This is a genomic window from Deferribacter autotrophicus (genome assembly GCF_008362905.1).
Classification (GTDB): domain Bacteria; phylum Chrysiogenota; class Deferribacteres; order Deferribacterales; family Deferribacteraceae; genus Deferribacter; species Deferribacter autotrophicus.
On record NZ_VFJB01000009.1, the window covers coordinates 106,911 to 124,164 of the forward strand.

14 protein-coding genes are annotated in these 17,254 nt (G+C 30.9%); 9 read left to right on the forward strand and 5 right to left on the reverse strand.

Going from position 1 to position 17,254, the window contains the following annotated elements:
• The first annotated feature begins 294 nt into the window (after positions 1–294).
• The 3 genes from FHQ18_RS10945 to FHQ18_RS10955 all read left to right on the forward strand — a co-directional run bounded on the left by FHQ18_RS10945 (position 295) and on the right by FHQ18_RS10955 (position 4,263).
• A complete protein-coding gene (locus tag FHQ18_RS10945) occupies positions 295–1,308 on the forward strand; it encodes an IS110 family RNA-guided transposase (RefSeq protein ID WP_149265152.1) in 1,014 nt (337 codons plus the stop codon).
• Between the two features lie 223 nt (positions 1,309–1,531).
• A complete protein-coding gene (locus FHQ18_RS10950) occupies positions 1,532–3,130 on the forward strand; it encodes a bacteriohemerythrin (protein ID WP_149267217.1) in 1,599 nt (532 codons plus the stop codon).
• The gene (locus FHQ18_RS10955; RefSeq protein WP_149267218.1) at positions 3,130–4,263 is read left to right on the forward strand and encodes an aminopeptidase; all 1,134 of its coding nucleotides are present in this window, start codon (positions 3,130–3,132) and stop codon (positions 4,261–4,263) included. The genes FHQ18_RS10950 and FHQ18_RS10955 overlap by 1 nt, the downstream gene beginning before the upstream one ends.
• 14 nt (positions 4,264–4,277) lie before the next feature.
• Here the strand turns inward: FHQ18_RS10955 and FHQ18_RS10960 are convergent, their stop codons facing one another.
• The 4 genes from FHQ18_RS10960 to FHQ18_RS10975 are packed head-to-tail and all read right to left on the reverse strand — an operon-like array spanning position 4,278 to position 8,407.
• The gene (locus FHQ18_RS10960; RefSeq protein ID WP_149267219.1) at positions 4,278–6,158 is read right to left on the reverse strand and encodes a putative nucleotidyltransferase substrate binding domain-containing protein; all 1,881 of its coding nucleotides are present in this window, start codon (positions 6,156–6,158) and stop codon (positions 4,278–4,280) included.
• A 20-nt stretch (positions 6,159–6,178) separates the two neighbouring features.
• Positions 6,179–6,403, reverse strand: a complete 225-nt coding sequence (locus FHQ18_RS10965) for a hypothetical protein (RefSeq protein ID WP_149267220.1) — start codon at positions 6,401–6,403, stop codon at positions 6,179–6,181.
• Between the two features lie 56 nt (positions 6,404–6,459).
• Positions 6,460–8,100: a sodium/solute symporter gene (locus FHQ18_RS10970; protein ID WP_149267221.1), complete on the reverse strand. Its 1,641-nt coding sequence runs from the start codon at positions 8,098–8,100 to the stop codon at positions 6,460–6,462.
• A 10-nt stretch (positions 8,101–8,110) separates the two neighbouring features.
• A complete protein-coding gene (locus tag FHQ18_RS10975) occupies positions 8,111–8,407 on the reverse strand; it encodes a DUF4212 domain-containing protein (RefSeq protein WP_149267222.1) in 297 nt (98 codons plus the stop codon).
• Positions 8,408–8,793: 386 nt separating this feature from the next.
• On the opposite strand from FHQ18_RS10975, the gene FHQ18_RS10980 reads away from it, so the two are divergent.
• A complete protein-coding gene (locus FHQ18_RS10980; protein WP_149267223.1) occupies positions 8,794–9,258 on the forward strand; it encodes an Hsp20/alpha crystallin family protein in 465 nt (154 codons plus the stop codon).
• Between the two features lie 32 nt (positions 9,259–9,290).
• Here the strand turns inward: FHQ18_RS10980 and FHQ18_RS10985 are convergent, their stop codons facing one another.
• Positions 9,291–10,352 (reverse strand): response regulator, encoded by a 1,062-nt coding sequence (locus tag FHQ18_RS10985; RefSeq protein ID WP_149267224.1) that lies wholly within the window; start codon positions 10,350–10,352, stop codon positions 9,291–9,293.
• A 29-nt stretch (positions 10,353–10,381) separates the two neighbouring features.
• Here FHQ18_RS10985 and FHQ18_RS10990 point away from each other — a divergent pair, with 29 nt between their 5' ends.
• The 5 genes from FHQ18_RS10990 to FHQ18_RS11010 are packed head-to-tail and all read left to right on the forward strand — an operon-like array spanning position 10,382 to position 17,249.
• Entirely contained in the window at positions 10,382–10,798 is a 417-nt protein-coding gene (locus tag FHQ18_RS10990) for a chemotaxis protein CheW (RefSeq protein ID WP_149267225.1), read from the forward strand.
• Positions 10,799–10,808: 10 nt separating this feature from the next.
• A complete protein-coding gene (locus FHQ18_RS10995) occupies positions 10,809–12,818 on the forward strand; it encodes a methyl-accepting chemotaxis protein (RefSeq protein ID WP_149267226.1) in 2,010 nt (669 codons plus the stop codon).
• Positions 12,811–14,925: a hybrid sensor histidine kinase/response regulator gene (locus tag FHQ18_RS11000; RefSeq protein WP_149267227.1), complete on the forward strand. Its 2,115-nt coding sequence runs from the start codon at positions 12,811–12,813 to the stop codon at positions 14,923–14,925. The genes FHQ18_RS10995 and FHQ18_RS11000 overlap by 8 nt, the downstream gene beginning before the upstream one ends.
• A complete protein-coding gene (locus tag FHQ18_RS11005) occupies positions 14,912–15,940 on the forward strand; it encodes a chemotaxis protein CheB (protein WP_149267228.1) in 1,029 nt (342 codons plus the stop codon). The genes FHQ18_RS11000 and FHQ18_RS11005 overlap by 14 nt, the downstream gene beginning before the upstream one ends.
• The gene (locus tag FHQ18_RS11010; protein WP_149267229.1) at positions 15,933–17,249 is read left to right on the forward strand and encodes a CheR family methyltransferase; all 1,317 of its coding nucleotides are present in this window, start codon (positions 15,933–15,935) and stop codon (positions 17,247–17,249) included. Before FHQ18_RS11005 ends, FHQ18_RS11010 begins: the two co-directional genes overlap by 8 nt.
• The last annotated feature ends 5 nt before the right edge of the window (positions 17,250–17,254 follow it).

A 17,254-nucleotide genomic window follows, 5' to 3' on the forward strand; every position in this document is an offset into this window, starting at 1 on the left:
TATATATCAATAAATTATGTTGAATTGTTTGTGGGAAAACATTTTTCTCATCGTATATTAGAAATATGGAATAAACAATTAACAAAGAGTTAAAAAAAGGTTATGTAATGTATGGAGCACTGAAGGTGAACAAGGACATTTTTCTCATTGGTTGTAAGAAACCGTTGAGAATGTTGTCCCCACCTTCAGCTTTCCAAATACTGGACGGAACATTAGGCTACGAGCCTGTATTATGTTGCGATGATAGTATAAAGGGAAGCAAAGCTCAAGAAAAAATATAGGAGACATTATAAAATGAGAAGATTTGAAAATGTGGTAGGTATTGATGTATCAAAGTCGACATTGTCAATAAGTTTTTATGATGGATCTACGCACAAGTATTACGAGACGAGCAATAGTGTAAGATCTTTTACTAAAGATTTTCTTAAGAAAGTAAAAGGAGTAGATTGGTCGAAAGTACTTTTTATGATGGAAAGTACAGGAGTATATCATTTAAAATTAGCCACCCATTTGAGTAGGGAGTTAGGTTACGAAGTAAGTGTAGCTAATCCGATGTCAATAAAGAAATATTCAGATATGAATTTAAGGAAGGCAAAGACAGACAAATCGGATTCCAAATTGATAGCGGAATATGGGCTGGAATATGGTTATAAATGGAGATTTAAACCTAAGGATGAATTATATTATGAGATAGATAGTCGTTTAAAAGCAATAGAGGATTTTCAATCTCAGATAAATAGATTGAATAATCAGATAGAGGGATTTAGCCAATTGCCATATGAACAAGAAGAGGTTATATCGTGTTATAAAGATGTAATTTCCGCCTATAAGAGCAAGATTAAGAAATTGGAGCAGGAACTAGAGGTTTTGTTGAAAAGTCGTTATAGAGAGGAATATGAGTTAGTTATGAGTATTCCTGGAGTAGGTATGAAGTTAGCGTCGATAGTGTTGGGCAAATTGGAGTGTTTTCGTAATTTCAAGAGGGCGAAGGAGGTTGTTAGTTATATAGGTTTGTGTCCTTCTATTAGGGAATCTGGGACATCTGTAAGGGGAAGGGGACATATATCAAGGAGAGGAAATGCTTATATAAGGAAGATATTGTTTGTATGTTCATTGTCAGCGATACGGTATAATAAATTTTGTTCAAATTTGTATAGAAGGCTTTTATCATCAGGTAAAGCGAAGAAATTGGCGATAATAGCAGTAGCGAATAAATTGATAAGGCAAATATTTGGTGTATTAAAAAACGGTAGGCCATATGATCCAGAATATTTAAAAAATTTAACAGAGGTTACAGAAAATGGTTGACAATTAACACGGAACATTCTCACAAAACGTCCAGTTTTGTTCCGAGGCAAGTTCCTCTAAAACCGCCATCCATGGCGGTTTTATGGGAACTTGAACCCGAAAAATGTTTTCCCACAAACTCATTAAAAAAAGTTTTGTAAAAAATGGGGTGACGCCAGTGTTAATCTTCTTGAAAAAGATTCGATTTATAATAAAATATCTTTAAACACAATTGGAGGAACTTATGCAATTGAGTTTGAAAATCAAAATAGCAATTGGAATTTTATTCGTAGGAATTATTGGAGGTATCATTGGTCTATTTAATATCTATTCTTTGACAACTGACTCATTTGATAAAAACACAATAATTTACATAAATGCTATTCTTATGCTCATAGGCACTGTTTCAGCTGTATCAGTCATTATTTTTATTCTAAAATATCTCTTCAAATACTTAGATATCTTAAAAAAATATACTGAAGAAATTAAAAAAGGTAATATTGAATTTCAAAAAATTGATATACCAAGTAATGACGAGCTTTCAGAATTGGTTACAAACTTTACCGATTCAATGGAAAAATTCAGTGAAGTTATAAAAAACTTTTACAATACATCTATTACATTAAAATCTGCTTCTGAAGATTTGAGTTTAACGAGTGAAAAAATGGAAACAAATATTGTCAGCATAAACGATGAGATCCAAAGCGTCTCATCTGCTGCAGAAGAACTAAATTCTACAAGTAAAAACATTCTTGATAACATATTTGAAATAAGTGAAACATCAAATCATGCCGAAGAAAAATTATTAAAATCTATTGAAATGATTGAACACAATAAAAACCAAATAGAAAACATTGCTTATACTTCAAATCAAATTGCTGAAAAGGTATCAAATTTTAAGAAACTATCTGATGAAATAGGTAAAATTATACTTACTATCAATGACATAGCTGACCAAACCAATCTTTTAGCATTAAATGCTGCTATTGAAGCCGCAAGGGCTGGAGAGCATGGTAGAGGTTTTGCTGTAGTTGCTGATGAGGTAAGAAAACTTGCTACCAAAACCACTGATTCCACAAAACTCATAGAAGAATCAATCAAAAATATTCAAAAAGAAACCAATGACATAATAGATGTCGTCAATAGAGAAATAGAAGAAGTGGACAAAGGTGTTAATACAGCCAATACTTCCATATCAGCTATTAGAGAAGTAAATGAATCCTTTGCTGAAATAAAAACAAAACTGGAGACTATTACCACTGCCATAAATGAAGAGTCATTTGCAATCGAAGATATTTCTAAAAACATATCAGATGTAGCCACAAAAATATCAAACATAAAAGACTTGTCACTTAAAACAAAGCAGGCAAGCGATGATCTTCTTGAAATATCAGAAGAATTAATGCAGGAATTAGGTTATTTCAAGATTGTTCACACTGAAAAATTTTTTGAATGGTCAGAAAAACTGGAAACAGGTATTTCAAAATTTGACAATCAACATAAAAAGTTAGTAGAAATCATTAACAAATTATATGACGCTATAAAAGCTGATAAATCATCTCAAATTCTTGAAAATATCTTAAATGAATTAGTTGAATACACTGTGTATCACTTTGATTCAGAAGAAGAGGCTTTCAGGCAGTTTAATTATCCTGAATATGAAACCCATCATAAGATACATGAAAAATTAAAAGCAACTGTAATTGATTTTATAAATAAATACAAAAGTGGTGATGAAGCGATTGGTTTTAACTTAATGAATTTTTTAAAAAAATGGCTTATAAAGCACATAATGGGTGAAGATAAAAAATATGCTCCATACTTGAAAGGGAAGGTGGAATAATGAATCTAGAAGTACAGGCAAAAAATATTATTGAAAATGCTTTTGAATTGAAAAAAGAAGAACGACTTTTAATACTTTCCGAATTATTTGAAGATATCAATGATGTTAATGATAAAGATAAAGTTAGATGGCAAGAACTAAACAAATTCACGGAAAACCTTTATGTAGAGTTAAAAAAGTTGCATAAAAACACCTATTTATTGGAGTATCCATCCACAAAGGGGCATGGAAAAGAGCCCGATTTAAAGGTATGGGAGTTTGTTTTTGGAGAAGATTTCATATCTTATTTAAATTCTCACGGCTTGTCTGAAAAACTTTTAACCAAAAGTTTAACAGTAGAGGATAAAGGTTTAATTGGTAAATTTGTTTTTTCAAGAAAAGCAAATTTTGATGTAATAATGGCTATTACAAATTTCTCAACCAGTCATACTTTTTTTAGAAAACTATTTACAGAAATTGCTGGTGGTAGATACGCTAGTATGCCACTATTTGACCCAGAAATGTTTAATACATCCATGACAGCAGACATAAATGAACTTTCAGATTTTACCACAAATCTTGCAGATTATTTAGATAATTTTGTTGGTTTTCAAATACTAAGTGATAATGGTACAAATATATACATTTCAAAAGAAGATAGAAACGTCATTCCTGACACAGGAAAACTTAATAAACCAGGTAGTTTTAGCAACCTTCCAGCTGGAGAGGCTTTTTTTGCACCAGTAGAAGGTAAAAGCCATGGAACCTTGATATTAGAATATGCACCCACCAGAAAACTTGACTCTTCAATCAAAATTACTGTTGAAAATGGCATAATTAAAGAAATCTCAGGAAATGAACCTTATGTGGATGAAATGCTTGAAAAGATAAATCGTCATCCTAATAACAAATTTGTAGCCGAACTTGGATTTGGTACAAACAATAAAGCCATTATGCTTGATAATATTCTGGAATCAGAAAAGATTTATGGCACTATTCACATTGCATTTGGTGATAATCACGCTTTCGGTGGGAAAAATCAAGCTCCTTTTCATGAAGACTATTTAGTGCTTTATCCTGAAGTGTATGGAATTGATAAATCAGGTAATAAAACTTTAATTTTGAAAGATAGGAGCTACATGCTAAAATTTTAGAATTGTTTTTCACTCTAAAATGGTGAACCACGAAAATATCTGAGACCTGTAGTTAAATATTTTGATATGGTATGCAACGCTTCTTTCAATCTCTCCTGATTAAATAATGATAATTCATTCGGATTTACAAATTTATTAACCTCTTCTCCATTCTTTGCCTGTATCACTTGATTATTGAAAATGATATCTGTTACCACTTCATAGGCATTCAAAACGTTTGCAGTTTTCTCCTCTGAGAGAACATTATGTCTTTGTAAAGTCTTAAGTCTCTCCACAGTATTTAGCGCTGTCATTTTTTTATAGAGAGTAAATGCTCTTGTAACATCCACAATAAAAGAAAGTGCAGCTCTTTTAAGATTTATTTTCCCTTTGTATTTCCCTTCTTTCTCCACAATAAATTTGCCAAAAATAGATATTGGAATCCTCAAATTAGAATCACTTTCAAGTATCTGTAAAAGAAAAGCCGGTTTTTTACTAATTTTTTCAAGGATAAAATCTCTCAACTCCCATACAAGTCTTTCTTCGCCATGCAAAAGTGAAAGGTCAAAAACAATTGATGACCATCTTATCCCCTTATCTCCAGGGTTATCCACCCATCCACCAATAAATTCTTTCCAACCACTTACAGTATTTGCCATTTCTGGATTTGTTACCATAATATTACCGATACATTTTTCATAACCAACATATTCAAGATTATCAGAAAACTTCGCTCCAAATTCCATCAAATATTTTTTTTCTTCCTCAGTTATATTATCAGGAAAAATAAAACCATTATCCTGGTCAGGATCAAGCATTGCCTCTTTTCTTGCACAACTTCCCATAATTATTACAGCATGTTTTATAAGTCTTACATCCACCCCTGTCTCTTCTAAATATTGTTCAGCTGTAATATTATAAATTTTTCTCTGAATACTTATATGCATCGTACTGATAACAGGAAGAATTTCACTTGTGAGCTTCGAATTGTTAATCATATTTTCAGCAATTTTGTATAACTCATTGAAATTTATTTTTAATTCATCAAGTGTAGATGATGAATCAATTGTAGCTGAAAAAATGGAAGAATTTCTAAAAAGAACTCGTAATATATCCTTACCTGAAATAATTCCTAACGGTTTATTGCGTCTTGCAACAATGGCATAATCTTCATTTTTTCTCTGAATTTCAGAAAATGCTTCCACTAATGGAAATTCAGGAGGAAGCATTATAGGATTATGATCCATATATTTAGCAAGAGATAAATCTTTTAAATTATTTTCAAAATCATCAAAAAAATTGTGAATTACATCCTTTGATGATAACAACCCCTTTACATTTTCATCATCATCCACTACCACTATTGAGCCTATTCTATATTTTGACATTAACTTACAGGCATCTACTAAACCTTCATTCTCATTTACCGTAATCACAGGAGAACTCATATAAGAACCTATTGATTTAAAAGTTGATGACAAAAGCTGCTCACTACCCTTATCCCCTTTTATTTGAGAAATTCTATAAAGTACCATAGAATTGAATCTATCTCGAAAATCATCATATTCATCCATTAATTTATAAATACACACTTCAGGAAAAAATACTAAAGTAGAGTCTTCTTCACAGATTGCTGTTACAAGATATTTGGATTTACCAAGAAATGTGGTAAGGCCAACAAAATCACCAGGTTTTAAAACTATATCTTCATGGCCAAAATCAGATTTATAAACTACGGTTCCTTCTACAATCAAATAAACACCACGGTGATATTTATCACCTTTATAAAAAATAACATCACCCTTACTTAAAGTAACAATTTCAGCATTTTTAGCTACAGGTTTTAGTCGATCAGGTTCAATACCTTGAAATAAATAAAAGTTCGTAAGCAGATTTAATATCTCATCATTAATCATACTAAATTATAAAATAAATATTATTGCCCTTCAAGTTTACTTCTTAATTGCTTTATCTGGTACGTCATAAAGATTGCAAAACCGAAAGATAAAAGACTTACAAGCATCAATTCACCTACATGCACAAAGAAATTTCTTGTAATTATCAAATCCAGTACCATAGAAAAAAAAGCCAAAACAATTGCTGCATTAACTATAAACTTTCTTATCTTAATACCTCTTAAAATTTTCTCTTTTTCAGTCATCTGCTACCCCCAAAATAAATTTTAGGGAGAGGTGATGCCTCTCCCTCTATTATTGTTTACTCAGTAATATTGTGCATTACCTTCAATACTTCATTTGCAGCATGAATATCTTCTTCTGTAAGTTTTTCCTGAGTAGCATTTGAAACAATAATGTTAACAATAGCGTTTAATGGTGCAAGGATAAGGGCTGAACTTGTAGCTGGCATGATACCATGAGGACCAAAGAACGGTACCTTATTAATCCAGCCAATCATAGCCACAACTGCACCAACAAGCCCCACAATCATACCAGCCATTGCGCCATATTTATTGGATTTACCATACCATACACCAAGTATTATTGCTGGGAATATGGCAGAACCAGCTATCGCAAAAGCCATAGCCACAATCTGCGCAATAAGTGCAGGAGGCTTCAATGCTGTAAAAATAACGATAACTACCAATGCAGCTGTGAATACTCTTGCCATAAAAAGTCTTTCTTTCTCACTTGAGCTTGGCTTAAATACAGTGGCGTACCAGTCATGTGCAATAGCAGCAGCTCCCGCCACCATCAAACCAGCAACAGTTGAAAGACCAGCTGCAAGAGCACCTGAAGCAAGATAACCCATGAAGAAGAGACCAAGCCCTGCTCTTTCTGGTGCTGAAAGGATAATAACGTCAGCTACTTTTTTACCACCATCTGGGTTGAAGTAGTGACCAAGTGCAGCATAAGCTGGAGATGACCAGTAAAGAAGACCTATGAAGAAAAGTCCCCAAACAACAGATTTTCTTGCCACATCCTCATCTTTAACAGTGTAAAATCTTACAAGAATATGAGGAAGACCAGCTGTACCAATCATTAATGTGGTTGCCAAAGCAAATAACTGATAAAAGTTACCTTTTGCCCAAGGTGTAATATAGTATGCAACATATTTATCACTGGAAGGATTAGCAATGTAATTTGAAATAATAGAACCATATTCAATTTGTGGTAAAATACCAGGTGTCCCAAGCTGTGAAGCATACTTTCTAAAAATTATGAAAAGAGGAAGTAAGAAGCCTGTAATTAATACAACATACTGAATTTGCTGGTTTTTTGTAACACCTTTCTGACCAGACATCAGCATATATACAAGTACAATACCAGCAGCAAAGAATACTGAACCAGCATAACCCATTCCAAATATCCAACCAGATATTAGAGCAATACCTTTAAACTGAGCAGTAGAATATGTAATAGCAATTATTACAGTTACTACTGCAGTGATAAGACGAATTCCATGAGAATTATATCTGTCACCTAAAAACTCAGGAATTGTAAACTTACCAAATCTTCTAAGCTGAGAAGCACTAAGTGTAAGAAGTAAAACGTATCCACCAGTCCACCCAATAATATATGCAAGACCAAACCAACCTTTCAGGTAAAGCAAACCTGCCACACCCATGAAGGATGCCGCTGACATCCAGTCTGAAGCAATTGCCATACCATTACCAACACTACCAATGTTACGTTCAGCCACCCAGTAACCTTCTGTGGTCTGAACCTTCATCATCCAACCTACTGCAAGATATAAAACAATAAAAGCAATCATAATAATTGCAGGAACTAATTTAAAACCTTTTTTAAGCTCGAAAAGTTCCTCCCCAGCAGCAAAAACAACAGGTGATGACATTAAGAAAACAAAAAGAGTTAAAAGCCAAAATCTAATTTTCTTCATAAATATCCTCCTATTCTCCCGCTTTAACAAACTTATTCCAAAGATAGACAAAGAGAGCACAAAGCAGAACGAAGCTTATTGTAGAACCTTGAGCTAACAACCAGTAATGTAATGGGAACCCAAGAAACTTTGCCTTTGTCAATGGCCCAATCCCTTTTTCATCACCCGTAATCCAGATTAGGAAAACTGGTAAAATCCACGCACAGGCCCAAAGAAAGATTGTAATAGAGGCTGCTCTTACCTCAGCCTTAACGTGGGGCCTTTTGGGGTTAAAAAAACTGATATCAATTACTTTTTCTTTGTCCATAAAGACCTCCTATAAATTTATTGCAGCGATGCTGCAACGGTTATATGAATAATACAATGTTTTAATTTTGTCAACTATTAAATTGGCGCTAAAAATACTCAATTTGTGTATACTGTGTATTGTATATTGTATACAGTATTCAAACATATATAATTTATTGCTATCACATATATTTTTATTCATCAATTTTATCACATTGTTATATTTGCGTCACTACCTACCGCTTATTTTCATAACCTTTTTTTATTTTATATGATTATACTTAGAACCACTTTAATTTCAGGCACAAAAAACATATTAGTCCACATAACAAAAAAAACTTGACACAGTTTGGCTCAAGCATATTTTATTAAATAGAAAAAATAAAAAAAAATAGGAGGTGGGTTATGTTAGAGAGATGGAGAGGTAATAAACCCGCAGTAACAAACCCTTTTAAAGAGTTGTTAGCATTCCAGGAAGAAATTAACAAACTGTTTGATGATTTCTTTAAAGTACCAAAAACATTAGATGATGTCGTTAAATTTATACCTGACATTGATATTGCAGAAACTAAAGATGCATTCATCATTAAAGCTGACCTACCAGGATTATCTGAAAAAGATATTGAAGTCAGCCTTACAAACAACATACTAACAATAAAAGGTGAAAGAAAAGAAGAAAAAGAGGAAAAAGATAAAAATTATTATAGAAAAGAAAGGGTATTTGGTAGCTTCTTAAGAGAAATCCAGATCCCCAAAAAAGTGCAATCTGACAAAGTTAAAGCTAAATTTAAAAACGGAGTTCTTGAGATAGAGCTTCCAAAAGCTGAAGAAGAAAAGGAAAAAACAGTAAAAATTGAAGTTGAAAAATAAAATCTAAAAGAGGCCCAAAAGGCCTCTTTTTTTTATATATTTTTATAAATTTCTTTCAGTATAATTTGATGCATTTCCTCGAATTTATTATTAAACCCCTTCTCAACACTTAATTCAAAAGGGTTATCCGGAAATAAATTACTACTGACATCTTCTATCATAAATAGTATCTCTTTAACTGATTTTCTTTGTAAATCTTCAAAAAAGTTTGGCATTTTTATTGGGCAATTCTGAAGAAACATTTTATAAAAAAGTAAAAACTGCTTCTTAATTAATTGGCTTAATATCTCCACATCATATTTAAGCCTACCGCAATATTCTCCAATTATAAATAGATTCAAAATATACGTTATAATAAGAGAGTACATCTCTGTCTCATAAATACCTTTCAATATCACATAAAGGTAAAATCCTAACAAAAGTCCTATGACTTTCTCTTTTAACTTTTCAATAAATGAATACTCCTGCCATACAAAAATAGGTTTCTGCTTTTTAAGAAAAATAGCACCTGCCAAAATCCTTATTCTCAGATCATTTTCTAAATTACTAAGTTTGTAACTTTTATTTACTACTTTCAAACCTCTATTAAGTTCCTCTAAAACATCCATGTCTAGAGAAGAATAATCTCCATCATAAAGCAAATCAAAAAGCTGCTGAAACCATCTATCCTTCAAAGAAATAAATTCACTAACTCTTGAAAACTGCTTCAGTCTATTTATCTCTGATGGATTTTTAATAAATTTTTCAATCTTATCTCTTATATTTGCTAAATTATTCTTAACCACATATCCATCTATTCCTAACTTTGCCAACTCCAAAATAAGCGCTTTTTCAGTAATACTTGTCAACATCACAATGGGTAAATCTGAATAATAACTCAAACTGCGAATCTCTTTTAAAAAAATATTTCCTGATTTTATAGGCATCTTCACATCAAGAAGCATTAAATCAATAATGTATTCTTTTAAAATCTTCTCCGCTTCCACAGGATTTTTGGCGCACAATACAACTAAATCCTTATCTATCTTGAATAACTCTTCTTTCAAACTTTCCTGAACAAACAAAGAATCATCAACTATCAAAATAGTTGTCATTTATACCTATTTGTATATAATTTTATTTAATGGATACAATGTCTTTATTTTATATAAAAAATATAGGTTTCGCAATAGAGTTAAAATATATTTACAAATCTACGTCTATTTCAAATCTCAAAAGACTGCCTAACTTACCACCTCAACTGTTAACTTTCACCGTTTTTAACGAGCAAATCACACCTGTCTACAATTTAGGTCATTTCTTTGACATAACTTCATATAACATTAACTACTTACTATTTTTCTCTAAAAATAATATATTTATCTCCTTTGCAATCGAAAAAATCGATACTGCTACTGATTATAAAATTATAAGCAGCGAAAATATTACAAACATTTCATTTTTAAATAAAAATAAAATCTTACTCTATAACAATTTAAATCATTTTTTACTAAATCATGATATGCTTTTTCAGGCATCTGAATTGAAAATTAGAGAATAGGAGGCATAAAATGAATAAAGGTACCACTGCTAAATATTTAAACAGAATTATTTATATTTATATATTATTTTCAGCATTTTTATTATTTGTTTCATCCACATATTTTTATAAATACCTTAAAAACAAATATGAAGCTTTAGCACAGATTGAATCACTAAAACTTGAAAACATAATAAAATCAAAAGAAGCAGAAAATTTTACTATTTTAAAGTCTATTCTTGAAAATGGTCTGAAAGATTTTAAACCTTCTGAAAATTACAAAATAGTGAAACTTATAAAAAATAGTGATGATAATTTTCTTCCTCTCCAGGTAATTAATGAGATAAAGACAACTCCTGTCACAAAAATATCATTCATTTACAATGATCTTATCATTGGCAAACCAGTTACTGCTGTTACAGGCAACCAAAACAAAATAAATATTAATACCTTTTATAGATTGGACGAAAAAACATTATACATTATTAGTCAGGAAATCACCTTTTCAAACAGCAAAGTTGCTTTTTATCCAGTTTATCAGAGCATTAATGATCCTGAACAACCTGTTGAAACAGAAAAACATTACGCATTTAACAATCAAATAATCATTAAAAACAGTGCAAACATCTTTAATAAAGCATTACTCTTCACCTTTATCATTGCCTTAATTCTGTTAGTAGGTTTGTGGGGTGTAATCAGGTATTCAAAAATTTATCAATCAGAAGTGGATTATTTATACAACCTTTTAAAATCTTTGCAAAATAAAAAACTTAAGGATATTGATATAAAAAATCTGCCTGACGAACTTAAAAACATATTCGAAACCTTTATTGATGAGATTAATAAAGAAACTCAGGAAAAAAATGCTTTTAAAAATATTATCAGAACTACCACAAATCTTGTTTTACTAAAAAATCTAGAAAATGAGATTATTTTTGTTTCAGATTCTGTTTACAAATATTTTGGTGTTGAAGTTGGTAAAAAAGATGAACTTTTAAAACACAAATCTTTTAATGATTTATTTAACATCATTGATGTACTGGAAGACAATAAGGAATTTCAATTTGAAAATGACACTTTATTACTTCGCAAAAGGACAACCTCTGATAATAACACACTTTTTATCATAACTGACATCACAAAGTTTAAAAAGCAAATTGAATTTATATCTAATAAATATAATAGCTTGAAATCAAATATTGAGCAGATAGAATCTACCATTTACGAATTGACTTCTATATCTAATGAGTTGAAATCTACCGTACTAAACACTTCATCCTCTCTCTCAGAACAAAGCTCAGCACTTTCAGAAATCAGCTCTGCCCTTGATGAAATAAGAAATGTGGTAAAAAATCTTGATATCTCTTTAGAAAAAATGAAAAAACTCATAGAAAATATTGAAGAAAGCAGTTATGAGAGCACAGATAAACTGTTAGAATTTGAAAAAGTTATAGATAAAATAAATCAATCTGCAACTTTTATATCAAATGAAATTGCAGGACTAACAGAAAAGGCTTATAGCATTACCTCCTTTGTTGACAGTATCTTTGACATAGCTAATCAAACAAAGATTCTTGCAATTAATATAGCCATTGAAGCAGCAAAATCTGAAGACGAATCCGAAAAATTTACTATTATAGCGCAAGAGGTAAAAGAACTTGCCCACAAAGCAGAATCAACGTCATCTGATATTAAAAAAATGGTAAATGATATAATCACCAGTATAAACAAAACCACTATGACTACAGAAGAAGCACTGAAAAACATCCTTCACTCCAAAGATTATTTTGAACCGTTAAAGAACCTTATAATGAAAAACAAAGATTCAGTTTCAAAAATAGCTGTAAATATTACTGACATTACCGAGTCTTTTAAAGACCACACAATAGGGCTCAATGATATAACAGCCACTGTAAAAGACATCTCTCAGGCAATTACTGATATTACTAAATCAAGTGAAGAAACTAAAGAATCAGCAAACATTATTTCAGAAAATATTATAAGACTAAGAGAAATTATGAAACAGGTAGATAATGAATAAAAGACTGAAAGAAATTTTTCTTTCAGAAAGCATAGATAACACTGTAAACATTAAATCTGCTGCCAGTAAACTACTTGATCCTAAACAGCAAAAGGATAATCTCGAACTCATAGCTAGATATCTCCATACAATAAAAGGCTCATCCCGAATGATGGGTTACAAGGCTTTTTCCAGCTTTATTCATGCCATTGAAGATAAAGTAAAATCAATGAGAAATATTCCTGATAAAATTGATAGCAGTTTTATAAATTTTTTATACTCAGTAGCTGATAAAATCATTTCTATACTTAGTGACATTGACAATGTGTCTGATGAAGAAATAGAAAGTCTAACAGAAGAGATTTCAAAACTGCAGGATTTCTCTTCTTACAGCCATACAACCAACGACAAAATAACATCTTTGCCATTTGAGGAAGACAATAGTAACCTATTAAAACAAAATATTTACAAAATACATGAAATAGAGCTGAACCAACATCTACAAAACCTTTATAATATGATATCTAAATCTGAAAATTTATTCTTTTTAAAAAGCAACATTATTTCATTAATTGAGTCAATATTTGATAATCTTAAGTCACTAAAATCAAACATAGCAGATGAAAAATATAAAAACTTTATTCAAAATATCATTCAAACAAATGAAATAAAACTCCATAATCTTTCAAATGATTTGGAAAAAATAATTACCGATATAAAAATAAGCAGTAGAATAAACCATGAAACTGCACTCTCTTTCAAAATGCTAAAATTTAAAGAAATTACACAAACATTAAAAGAAAGTGCTAAAACATTGGCAGCAGAGCTTGGAAAAGACGTAAAAATTATAATAAAAGGCGAAGATATAAAATTTGACAAAGATATCTTACTGAAACTGCAGGAGCCTCTTATCCATTTGATAAGAAACAGTGTGGATCACGGTTTGGAAACACCGGCTGAAAGAATTAAAAAAAATAAAAATCCCGAAGGGACAATTGAGATAGAATGCATAGCTGATAAAAATTATGCAAAAATTACCATAAAAGATGATGGTAGAGGTATCAATATAAACAAAATAAGGAATAGAGCTAAGTCTTTAGGATACAACGTAGATGATATGAGCGACAATGAAGTAATTTATCTCATTTTTCAATCTTCCTTTTCCACAAAAGATAAAACCACAGATATCTCCGGTAGAGGTGAAGGACTATACATTGTAAAGGATGTAATGAATAAAGTCGGTGGTAAAATCGAGATTGATCACAAAACTGATTTATTTACAAAATTTTCTCTTATTGTTCCTGTTAGTTTTATGGAAACTGAAGTCCTAATATTTCACTATGCTGGGTTAGATTTTGCGCTTTTTTTAAATTCTATCGAATCAATAATGACTTTTGATGAATCAAAAATTATTTACAGTGACAATGCAATGCTTTACACGGTAAATGACAATGCTTATAAATTCTCTTACACTTCTGATATTTTAAACTGTGAAAATGACTTAAATAACTACATCATCTTCATAAACTACCGTGGTAAAATCTTTGGTATCACAGCTAAAGATATAAAAACAAACTCAAAAATGAAGCTTTACAAATATGGTGGGCTTGTTGAACATTTAAAAACCTATTCTCATTTCATCGCAAACTATGATGGCTCAGTTATACCTTTAATAGATCTTGATTATCTGTATGAAAAAATCAATCAAATAACACCTGTTAAGCAAATTACCATAGAAGACACAAAAGAACGACCAAAAGTCCTTCTTGTAGAAGATTCTTTTGCCACAAGGGAACTTGAAAAACACATTCTTTTAACAGCTGGTTTTGACGTCATTGAAGCAACAAACGGAAAAGAAGCATTGAATATTTTCAATAATAGGGATGATATAAAAATTATTATATCTGATATTGAGATGCCTGAAATGGATGGCTATACTCTGACAAAGCAGATAAGAACTGGTGTAAAAAATCCAAATATCCCTATCATACTTATTTCAACTCTCTCTGATAAAGAAAGCATAAATAAAGGGTTAAAAAGTGGTGCAAATTTTTTCATAACAAAAAGCCAATTTTCCGGTGAAGAATTTTTAGACAAGATAAGGAGTTTAATAGGTGCACAATATTAACATTTTATTAACAGATGATTCCCTTTTTGTTAGAGAAACAATAAAGGAGTTGCTTTCAAAGTATGACGAAATAAATCAAATTTTTACAGCTGAAAATGGTAAAGAAGCCGTAGAAATCTGTGAAAAAGAAAAAATAGATGTGGTATTTATGGACCTTGATATGCCTGTTATGGATGGTGAAAAGGCATCAAGGATTATTTTTGAGAAATTTGGATTGCCTATTATAGTTCTCACTTCTTTAGACAATAACATAATAAAGGAAGCTTTTGATTTGATACACAACTATTGTATTGATGTGATAAATAAACCTGAAAATATAAATGAAAGTTTTGCAAAGATTCTACTCAGAAAAATTAAAAATGCCTTTATTATGAAAAAACGGATATCAGAGTATAAGAATAAGAAAAAGAAAGTAAAACGAGAGATTATAATACCTGACCCATTTGAAACTGATTCTAATAAAATTATCATTTTTGCCATGTCTACAGGTGGTCCAAAAATCACACCTGACATTTTAAAACAAATAGAGGTCATTCCCTCACCTTTTGTATTAATACAACATATAGAACCAATGATGTTTGATGGTTATATAGATTGGCTGCGCTCTAAAACCAACAAAGAGGTGATAGCAGTAGATTTTGACATCCCTTTTGAAATAAAAGATTGTTTATATGTCCTTCATCCGAATTATCACACCACCTTAAAGAAAACAATACTTACAAAATTTATCACCAAGCCCCATTTAGAAACAGACCTTTATTCCCCACCTGCTGACCCATTCGTTATCAGTGTTGCTGAAATTTTTCGAGAAAAAACCATATTTGCCATATTCTCCGGAATGTGCTCTGATGGCTTAAAAGGTGCTGAAGCTGTGAAAAAATATGGAGGCATGGTATTTTGTCAATCTCCTGATGAGGCTTTAATTGATACAATGCCTAAATCTGTACTTAATGCTGGATTTTGTGATAAAGTATTTGAGTTGTGCTCACTGAATGAGGTGTTACTAAATGGATAGGACTCTCTTCAACATGCTTTGCAAAAAAATAGAAAATGTGAGTGGCTTTAGGGTTTATGGTTTTTATGAATCTAACCTGCATACAATTTTAAATCGTATAGCTGAAAAAAGATTATCATCCATCGATGATATAATTGAAGAATCACTGAAAAACACAAATCTGTTAGAAGATATTATCGAATCTCTTGTCATAAACGAGACTTTTTTTTACAGGCATGAAAACCAGTTTAGAGCTATTGAAGATGTTATAATTCCTGAAATTGCTAAAAACTTCAATAACATCAAAATCTGGTCTGCAGGTTGCTCCACAGGATGTGAACCCTATACCATTGCTATAATTATAGACAAAAAATATCCTCATCTTAAAGACAGAATTACCATTATCGGTACAGATATCGACAGAGATGCCCTTGCAGTGGCTGAAAAGGGAGAATTTTCAAAGTGGCATATAAGAAATCTCGATAGTAATATTTTAAACACCTATTTTGATAAAAAAGACAACGTTTACCATATAAAAGAAAACATAAAAAAAATGGTAACTTTCAAAAGACATAATATATTGCACGACCCTTTTTTCCCAAATTGTCATCTTATCCTTTGCAGAAACGTATTAATATACTTTTCTCAAAAAAATATTGCCCACATACTAAAACGCTTTATAAATGATTCCCTGGTTGATAATGGTTATCTATTTTTAGCTCCAGGAGAGTTTACTCTGCTAAATCAATCAGGTTATACTCCATTAAATATTCAAGATACATTTGTATATAAAAAGACTGGTGATATCACAGACATTACTTATAAAAAACCAAAACCTGTTATCAATTTCAAGAAAGTTAAAAAGGATATAAATGCCCTTTTATTATCAAACAGAAAAGATGACGCCTTAAATTATCTACACAATATAAGTGTTGAATCATCCCATGAACTTAAAGACTCCAAATTAGAAGAATTGATGATACACATTGATTCTGAGGATACATACAATTTAGAAAAAAAATTAAATGAATTCAAATACTCTTTAAAAGATGATGAATATTTCTTTTTGGCAGGTATGTATTATTATCTCAAACAGGACTACAGAAATGCTCTTGATAATTTCAGAAAAGCTGCAATGTTAAAAGATGATTATGTATATTACTTTTATCAAGCCCTTTCATTAAAGGCGCTGGGTGACCTAGAAAATGCAAGAGTCTTTTTTACGCTTGCATTGAAATTTTTGAATATTAATAGTACATTTGAGCCGTTAGCTAACAAAGAAGCAATAAAAAAAATAATTTTAAATCATATAAATTTTAAATTATCTTAATAATG

Coding starts and splice junctions, on each gene's coding strand:
- FHQ18_RS10995 (WP_149267226.1), top strand. CDS start 10,809: ATGAATAAAGGTACCACTGCTAAATATTTAAACAGAATTATTTATATT.
- FHQ18_RS10985 (WP_149267224.1), bottom strand. CDS start 10,352: ATGACAACTATTTTGATAGTTGATGATTCTTTGTTTGTTCAGGAAAGT.
- FHQ18_RS11010 (WP_149267229.1), top strand. CDS start 15,933: ATGGATAGGACTCTCTTCAACATGCTTTGCAAAAAAATAGAAAATGTG.
- FHQ18_RS10950 (WP_149267217.1), top strand. CDS start 1,532: ATGCAATTGAGTTTGAAAATCAAAATAGCAATTGGAATTTTATTCGTA.
- FHQ18_RS10955 (WP_149267218.1), top strand. CDS start 3,130: ATGAATCTAGAAGTACAGGCAAAAAATATTATTGAAAATGCTTTTGAA.
- FHQ18_RS10970 (WP_149267221.1), bottom strand. CDS start 8,100: ATGAAGAAAATTAGATTTTGGCTTTTAACTCTTTTTGTTTTCTTAATG.
- FHQ18_RS10965 (WP_149267220.1), bottom strand. CDS start 6,403: ATGACTGAAAAAGAGAAAATTTTAAGAGGTATTAAGATAAGAAAGTTT.
- FHQ18_RS10990 (WP_149267225.1), top strand. CDS start 10,382: ATGGATACAATGTCTTTATTTTATATAAAAAATATAGGTTTCGCAATA.
- FHQ18_RS10945 (WP_149265152.1), top strand. CDS start 295: ATGAGAAGATTTGAAAATGTGGTAGGTATTGATGTATCAAAGTCGACA.
- FHQ18_RS10980 (WP_149267223.1), top strand. CDS start 8,794: ATGTTAGAGAGATGGAGAGGTAATAAACCCGCAGTAACAAACCCTTTT.
- FHQ18_RS10975 (WP_149267222.1), bottom strand. CDS start 8,407: ATGGACAAAGAAAAAGTAATTGATATCAGTTTTTTTAACCCCAAAAGG.
- FHQ18_RS10960 (WP_149267219.1), bottom strand. CDS start 6,158: ATGATTAATGATGAGATATTAAATCTGCTTACGAACTTTTATTTATTT.
- FHQ18_RS11000 (WP_149267227.1), top strand. CDS start 12,811: ATGAATAAAAGACTGAAAGAAATTTTTCTTTCAGAAAGCATAGATAAC.